The sequence below is a fragment of the Antribacter sp. NEAU-D49 genome (assembly GCF_057158775.1).
Genome location: NZ_JBXTSN010000022.1, coordinates 1 through 13418 on the forward strand (window position 1 = coordinate 1; position 13418 = coordinate 13418).

Below are 13418 nucleotides of genomic sequence, written 5' to 3' on the forward strand. Positions count from 1 at the left end.
CCCGTCCGCCGTCGGCTCAGGAGGAGTCGCCGGCTCAGTAGAGCGGCGGGCTGACCTTCTCCGCCGCCACCACCCGTGGGCCCTTCGGCGTCTCCGCGACGTGCGCGACCAGGGCTTCGCCCGGCTCGAGGAACGGGTCGTCCGACGGCAGGGAGTCGGCGACCGAGCGCGAGGCGTGCTGGCTCAGCACGTCGAGCACGGTGGGCAGCACGGGCCGGTGGGTGCAGAGGAGGGAGGCGCCGTCGTCGAGCAGCGTGAGCACCGCCGCCGCGACCCGCGACGGCGAGCGCTCGTGCTGCGCCTCGCTGAGGCTCTCGCTGAACGCGGGCCGCTGGCCGCTCGCACGGACGTACGGCTCGATCGAGGCGGCGCACCGCTCCCAGCGGGAGCTGATGACCGTCTCCACGCCGTAGGCGGCCAGGACCGGCACGAGGGCGGCCGCCTGGGCGTGACCCACCGGGGTGAGCGGGCGGTCGCGCTCCCCGCCGTGCCAGACCGTCCGGGGGAGCGCCCGGCCGTGACGGGCGATGACGAGCACCCGGGTCTCCAGCTCGCCCGCCTCGTGGGCGGCCACCAGCGTTTCCAGGGGCGCGCGGTCCGTCTCCCGGGTGAGCCGCTTCGCGGCCTTCTCGGCGTCGAGCCACTCGACGGCGTTGACCTCTGCGTCGTCGTGGTCCGCGACGGGGGCCCGTGCGGCGAGCGCGTAGCCGTCGACGCTCCGCCGCGCCTTCCGGGCGGCCCAGTAGCGGACCCGCTTCACCCGGCCCTCGGGCGTGAGGTACTGCAGCCCCGGCAGCGGGCGTCCGAGGATCACGGGCTTTCCGGTCTCCTCCGCGATCTCTCGCGCCGCCGCCGTCTGGTGCGCCTCCCCCTCGTCGAGCTTGCCCTTGGGCCAGGACCAGTCGTCGTAGCGCGGCCGGTGGACCAGCTGGACCTGCAGCTCCCCGCCGCGCACACGCCAGACGATGCCGCCCGCCGTCTCGATCACGGGCGCGCTGGAGCCCGTCAGGGGCGTCTCCATCAGCAGCGCGGTCCTCACCGTACGGGCTCGAGGCGCCGCCGCTGGCGCTGGATGAGCAGAGCCTGCATGTCACGGAGCGGTTCGCCGTCCGCGTCGGTGGCGTGCCGGACCCACGAGCCGTCGGGCTGGAGGTGCCAGGACGCCGTGCCGTCGGACATGGACGTGTCGATGAGCTCGACGATCTCGGCCACATGACCGGGGTCCGTCAGCCGGATGAGCGTCTCGACGCGGCGGTCGAGGTTGCGGTGCATCAGGTCCGCCGACCCGATGAACACCTCGGGTCCGCTGTCGGGGCCCTCCGCGATGGCGGGCCCCACGGAGTTGGCGAACGCGAAGAGCCGGGAGTGCTCCAGGAACCGCCCGAGCACCGAACGGACGCGGATGTTCTCGCTGAGGCCGGGTACCCCCGGACGCAGGGAGCAGATGCCGCGCACCAGGAGGTCGACCTTCACGCCGGCCTGCGACGCCCGGTAGAGCGCGTCGATCACGGTCTCGTCCACCGCCGAGTTGACCTTGATCTTGACCCAGGCCTCGTGCCCCGCCCTGGCCGCCTCCGCCTCGCGCTCGATGCGCTCGACGAGCCCGGTCCGGACGCTGCGCGGGGCCACGAGAAGACGGTGGAACCGGGACTGCGGCGCGTACCCCGAGAGCTGGTTGAACAGGCGGGTGAGGTCCTGCCCCACGTCCGGGTCGCACGTGAGCAGGCCGTGGTCGGTGTACATGCGGGCGGTCTTGGGGTGGTAGTTGCCCGTCCCGACGTGGCAGTAGCGCAGGAGCGAGCCGTCGCGCTCCTGCCGTACCACGAGCGACAGCTTGCAGTGGGTCTTGAGCCCGACGATCCCGTACACCACGTGGACGCCCGCCTGCTCGAGCTTGCGGGCCCACGAGATGTTGGCCTCCTCGTCGAACCGCGCCTTGATCTCGACGAGGGCGAGCACCTGCTTGCCCGCCTGGGCGGCGTCGATGAGCGCGTCCACGATGGGGGAGTCGCCGGAGGTGCGGTAGAGGGTCTGCTTGATGGCCAGGACGGCCGGGTCTGCTGCCGCCTGCTCGAGGAACGTCTGCACCGAGGTGGAGAACGAGTCGTAGGGGTGGTGGAGCAGGACGTCACGCCGGCGGATGGCCGCGAACACGTCCGACGCAGTGGCGCTCTCCACCTCGGCGAGCTGGCGGTGCGTCGTCGGCACGAACGGCGGGTAGTGCAGCGACGTCAGGTCGAGGTCCGCGATGAGGTTGAGGCCCGTGAGGTCGAGCAGCGACGGCAGCGTGTAGACCTCCTCGTCGCGCACACCGAGCTCGCGGACGATCAGGTCCAGGATGCGCGCGCTGATGCCCTCCGCGATCTCGAGGCGCACCGGCGGGCCGAAGCGGCGCCGGAGCAGCTCCTTCTCCATCGCCTGGAGGAGGTTCTCGGCGTCGTCCTCCTCGACCTCCACGTCCTCGTTGCGGGTCACCCGGAACGTGTGGTGCTCCCGCACCTCCATGCCGGGGAAGAGATAGTCGAGGTGCTGGGCGATCACGTCCTCGATCGGCACGAACGACATGGGCCCGCGCTGCGGGTCCGCCTTGCGGGTGCCGGGCCGGCGCGGCTTGCCCGACGCGTCCACGGCGATGAACCGCGGCAGCAGCGGCGGGACCTTGACGCGGGCGAAGTGCTCCTTGCCGGTGGCGGGGTTGGCGACCACGACCGCCAGGTTCAGCGAGAGACCCGAGATGTACGGGAAGGGGTGCGCCGGGTCGACCGCCAGCGGGGTCAGCACCGGGAAGATCTGGCGGCGGAAGAACTTGTGCAGCCGCTCCTGCTCACGCTGCTCCAGCTCGTCCCAGTGGACGAGGGTGATGCCCTCGTTGGCCAGGGCGGGCTGGACCTCGTCCTGGAACAGCCGCGCGTGCCGCACCATCAGCTCGTGCGCACGGTCCGAGATGCCCCGCAGCACCTCGCGCGGGGGGAGGCCCGACGCGCTCGTGACGGCGATGCCCGTGGCGATGCGGCGCTTCAGGCCGGCAACCCGGACCATGAAGAACTCGTCCAGGTTCGATGCGAAGATCGCCAGGAAACGCACCCGTTCGAGCAGCGGGATCCGGTCGTCCTCGGCGAGCTCGAGCACGCGCTGGTTGAACGCGAGCCAGCTCAGCTCCCGGTCCGCGAAGCGGTCCGCGGGGAGGGGGTCGGCCACCGCCTTCGCGGCCGCGGCGAGCTGCGCCTCGTCGGCGGGGTCCTCCGCGATGTGCTCGGCGATGTGGGCGGCCAGGCTCGGGTCGATCGCGCGGGGCGCGAGGACAGGCTGTTCGTGCACGACGCCGGTCTCCTCCTCGGTCTTCACGGTCGCCTTCACCTCGGGGGCGGGTGCGGACGACGTCGCCGTGGCGGCGCTGACGGTCCCGATGAACCGGCCCCGCGCATCACGACTCCTGGAGCTTCGTCTCGTGGCGTCCTTCATGCCCCCATGGTGTCACCGTCGGATGAACCCTGGGTGACGAGATTCCCCAGTTTGGGTCAGGTACGTGTGTACTGCACGTGGGAACCGGCACGGGTGAAGCCGGCCCTCGTGTACGTCGCCAGCGCAGGCGCGTTGTCGCCCTCCACGTACAGGACCGCCCGCGTGCAGCCGGCCTCCACGAGGTGCGCGAGGGCGACGCCTGTCAGGAGACCTCCCAGGCCACGGCCCTGCGCCTCGGGGGCGACGCCGACCACGTAGATCTCGCCGTCGCGGGCGCCGTCAGGCCCCGGCTGCTCCACCTTGGTCCAGAGGAAGGCCTGGAGGGCGGGCTCGTCGTCGGCCGACTCCACGAGGAAGAAGCCGTCCGGGTCGAACCAGGGCACCGCCTGCCGGGCCGCGAGGTCCGCGGGCGCGAGGCGGCCCTGCTCAGGGTGCGACGCGAAGGCGCGGGCATTGAGGGAGAGCCACGCGCCGTCGTCGTGCCCCGGGACGAAGGTCCGCAGGCGCAGGCCGTCGGGGACGGGGCGGGGGGCGGGCACGTCGTGGTCCAGCGCCCGGGCGAGGAAGAGCAGCTCGCGTGCGGGGCGGTAGCCGGCCTTCTCCGCGAGGCCGCGGGCCTCGGGCAGGTCGCCATGGGCCCACACGTGGAGGGCCTTGCCGTGCTGGCCGGGCTCACCCGACCGGGCGGGGAGCGTCGCGTCGCGCTCCGCGATGCGCAGGAGGAGCCGTCCCGTGCCGTTCCTGCGGTGCTCGGGCCGCACCACGAGCTCGGCGCTCGCCACGTCGCCCGAGCGGTCGATCTGCGCGTACCCGATCGTCGCGCCGAGCTTGTCGTGCGCGACGACGTGGGTCACCCACTCGTCGTCGACCGGGAGGTTCAGGAGGAACTGCTCCGAGAGGGGGGCCACGCCGTCGTGCTGCTCGGCGGTGGCGGCCAGCTCGCGGACCGCCCGCTGCGCGGCGGCGTCGAGGGGACCGATCTCGAAGGGAGGAGCGATGAGCACGGGCCCATCCTCCCCCAGGCTCGCCCCGTTGGGCGGCCGGACCCCGCCGAGACAGTGCCTTCGTCCGACGAAGGCACTGTCTCGGCGGAGTGAGTGAGTCAGTCCTCGTTGGCAGCCGACGGGGCGTTGAGGCCCGCCGAGATGAGGTCCATCACCGACGAGTCGGCCAGCGTTGTCGCGTCACCCACCGCGCGGTTCTCGGCCACGTCCCGCAGGAGGCGGCGCATGATCTTGCCGGACCGCGTCTTGGGCAGCTCGGCCACGACGAGGATCTTGCGGGGCTTGGCGATCGGGCCGATCTCCTTCGCCACGTGCGCCCGCAGCTCCTCCTGGACCTGGGCGGCACCCTCGGCGTCGGAGGCCCGGGTCGCGTGCTCCCCGCGCAGGATCACGAACGCCACCACTGCCTGGCCGGTGGTCTCGTCGTTGGCGCCCACCACAGCCGCCTCCGCGACGATGTCGTGCGAGACCAGGGCCGACTCGATCTCCGTGGTGGACAGGCGGTGCCCCGAGACGTTCATGACGTCGTCGACGCGGCCGAGGAGCCAGATGTCGCCGTCGTCGTCCTTCTTGGCGCCGTCGCCGGCGAAGTACAGGCCCTCGAAGCGGGACCAGTACGTCTCCTTGTAACGCTCGAGGTCACCCCAGATGCCGCGGAGCATGGACGGCCACGGCTCGGTGAGCACGAGGTAGCCACCGCCGCCGTTCGGCACGGGGTGGGCCTCGTCGTCGACCACGTCGGCCGCGATGCCCGGGAGCGGCACCTGGGCCGAGCCGGGCTTGGCCGCGGTGACGCCCGGCAGCGGGCTGATCATGATGCCGCCGGTCTCCGTCTGCCACCACGTGTCGACGATCGGGGTCTTGTCGGCGCCGATCACACGCCGGTACCACATCCACGCCTCGGGGTTGATGGGCTCGCCGACGCTGCCCAGCACCCGGAGCGACGACAGGTCGAACTGGCCCGGGATGTCCTCGCCCCACTTCATGCAGGTGCGGATGGCGGTGGGCGCCGTGTAGAGGATCGAGACCTTGTACTTCTCGATGAGCTCCCACCAGCGGCCACGGTGCGGCGTGTCGGGCGTGCCCTCGTAGAGCACCTGGGTGGCGCCGTTGAGCAGCGGCCCGTAGACCACGTAGGAGTGGCCGGTGACCCAGCCGATGTCGGCCGTGCACCAGTAGACGTCGGTCTCCGGCTTCAGGTCGAACACGTTCTTGTGCGTGTAGGCCACCTGCGTGAGATAGCCGCCGGTGGTGTGCAGGATGCCCTTGGGCTTCCCGGTGGTCCCCGACGTGTACAGGATGAACAGCGGGTGCTCGGCCTCGACCCACGCGGGCTCGTGGAACGTGTCCGCCGCCTCGAGGGCCTCGTGCCACCAGATGTCGCGACCCTCGGTCCACGCGACCTCCTGCTCCGTGCGGCGGACCACGAGGACGTTGCGCACGGTCGTCTCCGGGTCGCCCTCGCGCGGCGCGAGCGCCTCGTCGACGGCAGGCTTCAGGGCGGACGGTGCACCGCGGCGGTAGCCGCCGTCGGCCGTGATGACGAGCGTGGCCTCCGCGTCGGCGATGCGGCTGCGCAGGGCGTCGGCGGAGAAGCCACCGAAGACGACCGAGTGGGGCGCGCCCACGCGGGTGCACGCCAGCATGGCGACGACCGACTCGACCAGGAGCGGCAGGTAGATCACGACGCGGTCGCCGGCCGTGACGCCGAGCGCCGCCAGCGCGTTGGCCGCCCGGGCCACCTCGCGCTGCAGCTCGGCGTACGTGACGGAGCGGGTGTCGCCCGGCTCGCCCTCGAAGTGCAGGGCGACGCGGTCGCCCAGACCGTTCTCCACGTGGCGGTCGACGGCGTTGTAGGCGGCGTTGAGCGTGCCGTCCGCGAACCACCGGGCGACGGGCGCGCCGCTCCAGTCGAGCGTCTCGGTGAACGGGGTCTTCCACGTCACGAGCTCGCGAGCCTGCTTCGCCCAGAACTCCAGGCGGTCCGCGGCAGCCTCCTCGTAGAGGCCGGGCTGGGCGTTCGCCTGGGCGGCGAACTCCGGGCTCGGCGGGAAGCTGCGTGTCTCGTGGAGGAGGTTCTCGAGGCTGGCAGTCGAGCCCGACGGCTCTGTCGATGGCTGGGTGTCTGTCACGGCGACCTCCGGTGCGCGTCTTCGCGGGTGCGACGGCAGGATTTGGAAGGACTCCTGCCTTGTGGAGTGTAGTCACGGTGAGCGGGGTCACAGACCCCGGTCACAGTCTGAGACGGTACCGCTACTTTGCCTCAGATCGAAGCGTGCCTGACCTGCTGGGCTGATTCGTCGCAAACGTTGTCGGGAACATGGGGTCGCCCGTGCGGCGTTGCTCCCCACGTGAGCAGACTCTTCGCCCCGGTCACCCTGCGTGGCCTCACCTTCCCGAACCGCGCCTGGGTGGCGCCGATGTGCCAGTACTCGGCAACCGACGGGCTGCCCGACGACTGGCACCTGGTCCACTACGGGTCGCTCGCCACCGGCGGCTTCGGCCTCGTCCTGACCGAGGCTACGGCGGTGGTCCCGGAGGGCCGCATCAGCCCGCAGGATACCGGCCTGTGGAACGACGAGCAGGTCGCGGCGTGGTCGCGGGTGGTCACCTTCGCGCACGACCGTGGCACCCTCATGGGGATCCAGCTCGCCCACGCCGGGCGCAAGGCGTCGGAGTACCGGCCGTGGGCCCCGAAGAGCGGCACCGTGCCGGTGTCCGACGGCGGCTGGGCGACCGTGGCGCCGTCGGCCCTGGCTCACGACGGGCTCGCCGAGCCGCACGCGCTGGGCGTGGACGAGATCGCGGCCGTCGTCGAGGCCTTCGCCGCCGCCGCGGTCCGTGCCGACCGGGCGGGCTTCGACGTGGTCGAGGTCCATGCCGCGCACGGCTACCTGCTGCACCAGTTCCTGTCGCCCATCGCGAACCGGCGCGACGACGAGTACGGCGGCACGCTCCAGAACCGCTCCCGCCTGCTGGTCGAGGTGGTCGACGCCGTCCGGGCCGCCTGGCCGGCGGAGAAGCCACTGATCGTCCGCGTCTCTGCCACCGACTGGCGGGAGGACGGCCTGACGGTCGAGGACGTCGCACTCGTGGCCGAAGAGCTCTCCCGGCACGGCGTGGACCTCGTCGATGTCTCGACGGGTGGGGTGGCGCCCGCGAGCTACCCGGACGAGCCCGGGTACCAGGTGGCGTTCGCCCGCCGGATCCGGGAGGTCTCCGGGGTGCCGGTGAGCGCGGTCGGGCTCATCAGTGAGCCCTCGCACGCGGAGGAGATCGTCGCGGACGGCGGGGTCGACGTCGTCATGCTCGGACGTGCGGCGCTCCGCGACCCTCGATGGGCGCTGCGCGCGGCCCACGAGCTGGGGGTTGCGGCGGGGACGAGCCGTCTGACGGTCGAGTCCGGGGTGCGGTGGCAGCCGCAGTACGAGCGGTCGGCCTGGCGTTCTGAGATGGTGTCGGCACGCCGGGGGTAATTGCTTTCCTGCCGGTGTGCGCGGTGTGGAAGAAATGCCCGCCGTATCGATTCGCCGTGTGGCCGGGCCAGGCCGCGTGATCTTCCGGAACAATCAGGCGGCAGGCCCGGCCACCACGGTGGCGAGTTCTCGATCCCACGAGTACGGCATCCGGGAGCTTCCTCAGCCGGATGCCGCGCTCGCCAGCTGGACGGGGACTATCAGGCGCTGCGTGCTCCGCCGCATCGGGACGAGCCCGGTCGACGAGTCCTGATGTGGACTTCCTGCGCGTGGGTGTCCGCCGTCCTGTGTTTCTTGCTGTGGTGCCTATCACACCAACTTCTCAATGTGTGCGCAACGGCTGCCCGGACATCTTCACAATTAATGTTGTGATGTCAATGTGTTCCGAATCTGCATTCATGTCGGAAACAAAAGAGCGAAGGGGCTTCGCGGTGGCGCGGTGATCGGCAGTTCGTCGGATGATCGGCAACTCGGGCGGCCGATCATCCGACGAACTGCCGATCAGGCGGGCGTGAGCGGACGGAGGTATCGCCGGCAGACGTGCACCCGGGCGAAGCGAGCGCGGAGCTCGCGCTCCCGCTCGATCGGGGCGTGCAGGAACGCGGTCTGCAGGGTGAGGCCGCCCGGGACGTCGAAATCGTCGGCGGGTTCGTCCCAGCCCTTGTAGACGTGGAGATACCGGTAGGCCTCGGAGAAGCCCATGGCCTGGTACCAGGCGTTCGCGCCGGGGTCCTCGCGGGTCCAGGCGTCGAGCTCTGTGGCTCCCGCGGCCTGGACCAGTGGCAGCGCGGACGTCAGGAGGGCGCTCGCGATGCCTGTCCGCGCGTGGTCGGGGTGCACCGCCACGGTGTCGATCGTAGCGAGCGCGCCGTCGAGCTCGATGTCGAGGATGCCGGCGATGTCCCCGGCCGCGTCGGCGACCAGCCGGACGACCGGCAGCTCGAACGTCGTGGGGCGGGACGTGACGTCGTCGAAGTACTGGGTGCCGAGGAAGGACAGGACACGGCAGCGCAGCCACCCCGTCTCGTCGGCGGCGCTGTACGGGCGGATCGCGAAACTGCTGGTCAAGGTGGTTCCCATCGTCGGAGGGCAGGCTGGAGCGACGCGGGTTCTCGCCCGCGGCCGTGACGGCGGAGGCCTCAGTACGACGACATGGTGCGATGCTCGCGGCTCAGGTGCTGTTGCGCGAGGGAATTCCGTGGTGCGCCGAGCACCCGGGCGGGGCCGGGCGGGGCGGGCGCACGGGCGCCGCCGGGGCCGCGCCGACCGCCGTCAGGCGAGCCGTCTGCGCCGTGCCGCGCGCCAGAGCAGCACCACGGCGACCGCGACGGCGACGCCGCCGACCACCGCGATGACGGGCACGGGCTTGACCTTCGGCCGCAGTGCCATGGGCCGGGTGAAGGTCAGGATGCCCCAGCCGTTGTCGGCGGCCATGCGCCGGAGCGTGCGGTCGGGGTTGACCACGTAGGAGTGGCCCACGGTGTGCAGCATGGGCGCGTCGGTGACGGAGTCCGAGTAGGCGTAGCTCGCGGCCAGGTCGTACCCCTCGCGGGCAGCGAGCTCGCGGACCGCGATGCCCTTGTTCTCGCCGTAGGCGTAGTAGTCGATGCCGCCGGTGAAACGGCCGTCGGCCACGGCCATCCGGCTCGACACGACGTGGTCGGCCCCGAGGATCGCGGCGATCGGTTCGACGAGCTCCGCGCCCGACGCCGACACCACCACGACGTCGTGCCCCAGCTCGTGGTGCTCGGCGATCAGCTCCACGGCCTCGGCGTAGACGACCGGGTCGATGAGCTCGTGGACCGTCTCGGCGACGATCCTGCGCACCTTGTCCACGTCCCAGCCGGTCACGAGCGTGCTGAGGTGCGCGCGCATGCGCTCGGTCTGGTCCGCGTCGGCGCTCCCGAGCATGAAGACGAAGTGCGCGTAGGCGCTCCGCAGCACGTCGCCGCGCGAGATGAGGCCGCCCGCGTAGAACGGCCGGGAGAAGGCCGCGGACGAGCTCGTCGCGATGATCGTCTTGTCGAGGTCGAAGAAGGCCGCGACCTTCCGGCCCGACGAAGGAACCTGCTTGTGCGCTGTTGCTTCGCTCACGCCCCGAGCCTAACGGCCGGTCACGACCACGGTGCGAGCCCCGGGCGCGCGTCGCCGCGGGAAGTCGGTCCCCGGGTCGAGCGACCTTCGTGACGGTGCCGGGCGGGTGCGAGGGCGACCACACGCCCTGATCCCGTGAGGCTGTGCACAGCCCGGTCGCTGTGCCCAGCGGCGGACCTGGCGCTCGCAGCAGCCTGGAGGCACACAGCCCGGACGGACGGCCCGGGGTGGTGAATCCAGGAGGTCGGCATGGTGGGGGCGGTGGCGGCTGCGGTCGGCGAGGGACGTGCCGGGAGGCAGCGGAGCGACGTGATGGCCGAGGGGCGGGTCCTGGGCGTGGTCGGGTCGGTCGGCGGCGCCGGTGCCTCGGTGGTGTGCGCGGCGATGGCGCACGGGCTGCGCCGGGCCGGAGAGCGGGCGACTCTCGTCGACCTGGCCGGGCAGGACCCCGGCCTGGAGATGCTCCTGGGGGTCGACGACGTCCCAGGGGTGCGGTGGAGCGACCTGGGCGCGGCGCGAGGCGACGTGGACGGCATCACCCTGGTCGCCGGGCTGCCGCGCTGGGGAGTGGTTCCCGTGCTCAGTGCCCGTTCGGGCGGCGCGGCGCCTGACGACGCGGTGGTGCTCGACGTCTGCTCCGGGCTCGTCCGGGCAGGCGAGACGGTGGTGCTCGACCTGCCACGGCCCGGAGCGGGCAGACCCTCCTGGCGTGCTGCCGGGGCGCTCGTGGGCGGCGCGGACGTGGTCCTGGTCGTGGTTCCCCTCACCGTGCCGGCGGCGGCAGGTGCGATGGCGGTGGTCACGGCACTTCGCGAGGCGGGAGCCGCGGATGTGCGCCTCGTCGTGCGCGGTCCCGCTCCCGGGCGGGTCGACGGCGCGGAGCTCGCCGACGCGCTCGGGCTCCCGGTGGTCGCGGAGCTCGGCCGGGACCGCTGGCTCGCAGCGGCGGTCGAGCGCGGCGAGGGACCGCCGATGGGACGCCGTGCCCCCCTGGGCCGGTTCGCGACCCTTCTGGCAGGTGCCCTGTGACCGCCGTCCCGGTCGTCGACGACGCGCTCCTCGACGACATCCGGGCGCGCATGCTGGTTCGGCACGAGGGCTCGCCCGAGGACGGGTCCGACGACGCGGTCCGGGCTGCGGTCCAGGCCAGCGGGCGGGTCCTCGGCAGCACGGCGCTGCGTGAGCTGGCCCGCGCGGCGCGTGCCGAGCTCGTGGGAGCCGGGCCGCTCCAGCCGCTGCTCGACGAGCCGGCCGTGACGGACGTCCTGGTCAACGGTCCGCACGACGTGTGGGTGGACCGCGGGAACGGCCTGGAGCGAGCCCCCGTGGACCTCGGCACGGACGCCGACGTGCGCGCGCTGGCCGTTCGGCTCGCCGCTCTCGGTGGCCGGCGGCTCGACGACGCCGCGCCGACCGTGGACGCGCGGCTGCCCGACGGGACCCGCCTGCACGCCGTCCTCGAACCCGTGGCCCGGGCGGGGGCCGTCGTGTCGCTCCGGGTGCTGCGCCCCCGGGCCTTCACGCTCGACGAGCTCGTCGCGCTCGGCACCCTGCCCGAGGAGTGGACGGGACTGCTGCGGGCGCTCGTGGCCCGCCGGGCGAACCTGCTCGTCTCGGGCGGGACCGGCAGCGGCAAGACCACGCTGCTGGCGGCGCTGCTGTCGCTCGTGCCGCGCGACGAGCGGGTCGTGACGGTGGAGGAGGCCCGCGAGCTCGCCCCCGCGCACCCCCATGTGGTGCCGCTGACGGCGCGCCGGCCCAACGTCGAGGGCGCGGGCGGTGTGGACCTCGCCGAGCTGGTCCGGAACGCGCTCCGGATGCGACCCGACCGCATCGTCCTGGGGGAGTGTCGCGGGGCGGAGGTCCGGGAGGTGCTGCTGGCGATGAACACCGGGCACGACGGGGGCATGGCCACGGTCCACGCCAACTCTGTGGCCCAGGTGCCCGCCCGCCTGGAGGCGCTCGCCGCGCTCGCGGGGATGCCCCGGGACGCGGTCGCCGCCCAGGCCGCCGCCGCGCTGGACGTGGTGCTGCACGTGCGACGGGTCCGGGGCGCCCGGTTCCTCGCCGAGATCGGCGTGGTGGGCCGGGATGCCCGGGGCGACCTCGCCGTCCGTGCCGCGGCGCGGTGGGACGGCCAAGGCCCGTTCGACGTGGACGTCGATGCCTGGGGTGAGCTCGAGAAGAGGTACGGACCGTGGTGAGGGGGCTGGCTGACGCCATCGGCGTGGGGGTGCTCGTGGCGGGTGCGGTGTGGTTCGGGACCGTCCCCGGCGGCCGGCGTGTGGGTGAGGTGCTGCGGTCCGGGCGTGGTGTCAGGACCGTAGGCCCCGGTGAGGACAGGCAGACGGGTACCACCCGGCCCGGCGACGCCCGCCGGCCGCCCGCGCGGGCCCTGCCGACGGCCGGTGAGGCGCCCCTCCGGGTGCTGGTGCACCAGGTGGTCGCCCTGCTGCGTGCTGGGGCGCCGCCGGGAGCGGCGTGGTCGCGGGCGGCGGGCGTCCCGGTCTCGCCGGCGGGCGTGCCCGACGACGTCGCGCTCGCCCGGGTGCTCGGCGTGCGGCACGCACGTGCTGTGGTCGCGGCAACCCGGCTGGCGCTCGACGTCGGGGCACCGCTCGCTCAGGTGCTCGAGTCGGTTGCCGGCGCGCTCGTCGCCGAGGCGGAGGCAGCGGCGGAGCGGGACGCCGCCCTGGCGGGACCGCGGACGACGGCGCGGGTGCTGCTCTGGCTGCCCGCCCTCGGTGTGGTCCTGGGCTGGGCACTGGGCGCCGACCCGTTCGCGACGGCCACAGACGGCGGAGCGGGTACCGCCTCGGTCGGTGCGGGCGTGCTGCTCCTCCTTGTCGGCCGAGCGTGGACCGGGCGGCTGGTCGCGGCCGCGCGCGGCGCGAGCGAGGTGGCCCTCGACGTCCCGGTGCTGCTCGAGCTCGTCGCTGCGGGGATGCGCGCCGGTGCGGGTGTGCCCCGCGCGTTGCGGGCGGCCGGTGCCGCGGTGGAGGGACAGGAGGGCTCCGGGCTGGTCCGGGCGGCCGACGCGCTCGTGCTCGGGGCCGGCTGGGACACGGCCTGGAGCGGCACGCCGGCCGCGCTGGACCCGTTACGGCGGGCGCTCCGTGGCGCCTGGGTCGACGGCGCGGCGCCCGCCGACTCGCTCCGGGCTGCGGGCGACGAGCTGCGGCATGCCAGGCAGGCGGCAGCACGTACGGCTGCGGCACGGCTCGCCGTGCGCCTGGTGATTCCGCTGGGGGCCTGCTACCTGCCGTCGTTCGTTCTGGTCGGCCTCGTCCCCGTGCTGCTGGCGCTCGGGGTGGGACTCGTCAGCGGTGCTCCGTAGCCGTAGCCGTAGCCGTAGCCGGGGCCGATGCCCGGCCTGCCCGAA

At 73.2% G+C, this 13418-nt stretch carries 10 protein-coding genes; 4 read left to right on the top strand and 6 right to left on the bottom strand.

Going from position 1 to position 13418, the window contains the following annotated elements; all coding sequences use genetic code 11:
* Positions 1 to 34 precede the first annotated feature (34 nt).
* The 4 genes from AC060K_RS16280 to acs form a co-directional block, all read right to left on the bottom strand.
* The gene (locus tag AC060K_RS16280; RefSeq protein ID WP_483766452.1) at positions 35 to 1021 is read right to left on the bottom strand and encodes an NUDIX domain-containing protein; all 987 of its coding nucleotides are present in this window, start codon (positions 1019 to 1021) and stop codon (positions 35 to 37) included.
* A gap of 14 nt (positions 1022 to 1035) precedes the next feature.
* Positions 1036 to 3462, bottom strand: coding sequence for an RNA degradosome polyphosphate kinase (locus tag AC060K_RS16285; protein WP_483766453.1), 2427 nt, complete (start codon positions 3460 to 3462; stop codon positions 1036 to 1038).
* Between the two features lie 56 nt (positions 3463 to 3518).
* A complete protein-coding gene (gene mshD, locus AC060K_RS16290; RefSeq protein WP_483766454.1) occupies positions 3519 to 4466 on the bottom strand; it encodes a mycothiol synthase in 948 nt (315 codons plus the stop codon).
* A gap of 98 nt (positions 4467 to 4564) precedes the next feature.
* A complete protein-coding gene (gene acs / locus AC060K_RS16295) occupies positions 4565 to 6598 on the bottom strand; it encodes an acetate--CoA ligase (RefSeq protein ID WP_483766455.1) in 2034 nt (677 codons plus the stop codon).
* 219 nt (positions 6599 to 6817) lie between these two features.
* Here acs and AC060K_RS16300 point away from each other — a divergent pair, with 219 nt between their 5' ends.
* Positions 6818 to 7942 (top strand): NADH:flavin oxidoreductase/NADH oxidase, encoded by a 1125-nt coding sequence (locus tag AC060K_RS16300; protein ID WP_483766456.1) that lies wholly within the window; start codon positions 6818 to 6820, stop codon positions 7940 to 7942.
* A 501-nt stretch (positions 7943 to 8443) separates the two neighbouring features.
* Here AC060K_RS16300 and AC060K_RS16305 read toward each other — a convergent pair.
* On the bottom strand, positions 8444 to 9022 hold the full coding sequence (locus tag AC060K_RS16305) for a GNAT family N-acetyltransferase (protein ID WP_483766457.1): 579 nt from the start codon (positions 9020 to 9022) through the stop codon (positions 8444 to 8446).
* A 192-nt stretch (positions 9023 to 9214) separates the two neighbouring features.
* Positions 9215 to 10036 (bottom strand): HAD family hydrolase, encoded by an 822-nt coding sequence (locus AC060K_RS16310; RefSeq protein ID WP_483766458.1) that lies wholly within the window; start codon positions 10034 to 10036, stop codon positions 9215 to 9217.
* A gap of 249 nt (positions 10037 to 10285) precedes the next feature.
* Here AC060K_RS16310 and AC060K_RS16315 point away from each other — a divergent pair, with 249 nt between their 5' ends.
* From AC060K_RS16315 to AC060K_RS16325, 3 genes are read left to right on the top strand one after another with little or no spacing between them, the layout of a single operon-like run.
* Positions 10286 to 11065 (top strand): CpaE-like family protein, encoded by a 780-nt coding sequence (locus AC060K_RS16315; protein ID WP_483766459.1) that lies wholly within the window; start codon positions 10286 to 10288, stop codon positions 11063 to 11065.
* 50 nt (positions 11066 to 11115) lie between these two features.
* Entirely contained in the window at positions 11116 to 12240 is a 1125-nt protein-coding gene (locus AC060K_RS16320; RefSeq protein ID WP_483766521.1) for a TadA family conjugal transfer-associated ATPase, read from the top strand.
* On the top strand, positions 12234 to 13373 hold the full coding sequence (locus AC060K_RS16325) for a type II secretion system F family protein (protein WP_483766460.1): 1140 nt from the start codon (positions 12234 to 12236) through the stop codon (positions 13371 to 13373). Before AC060K_RS16320 ends, AC060K_RS16325 begins: the two co-directional genes overlap by 7 nt.
* Positions 13374 to 13418: the final 45 nt, after the last annotated feature.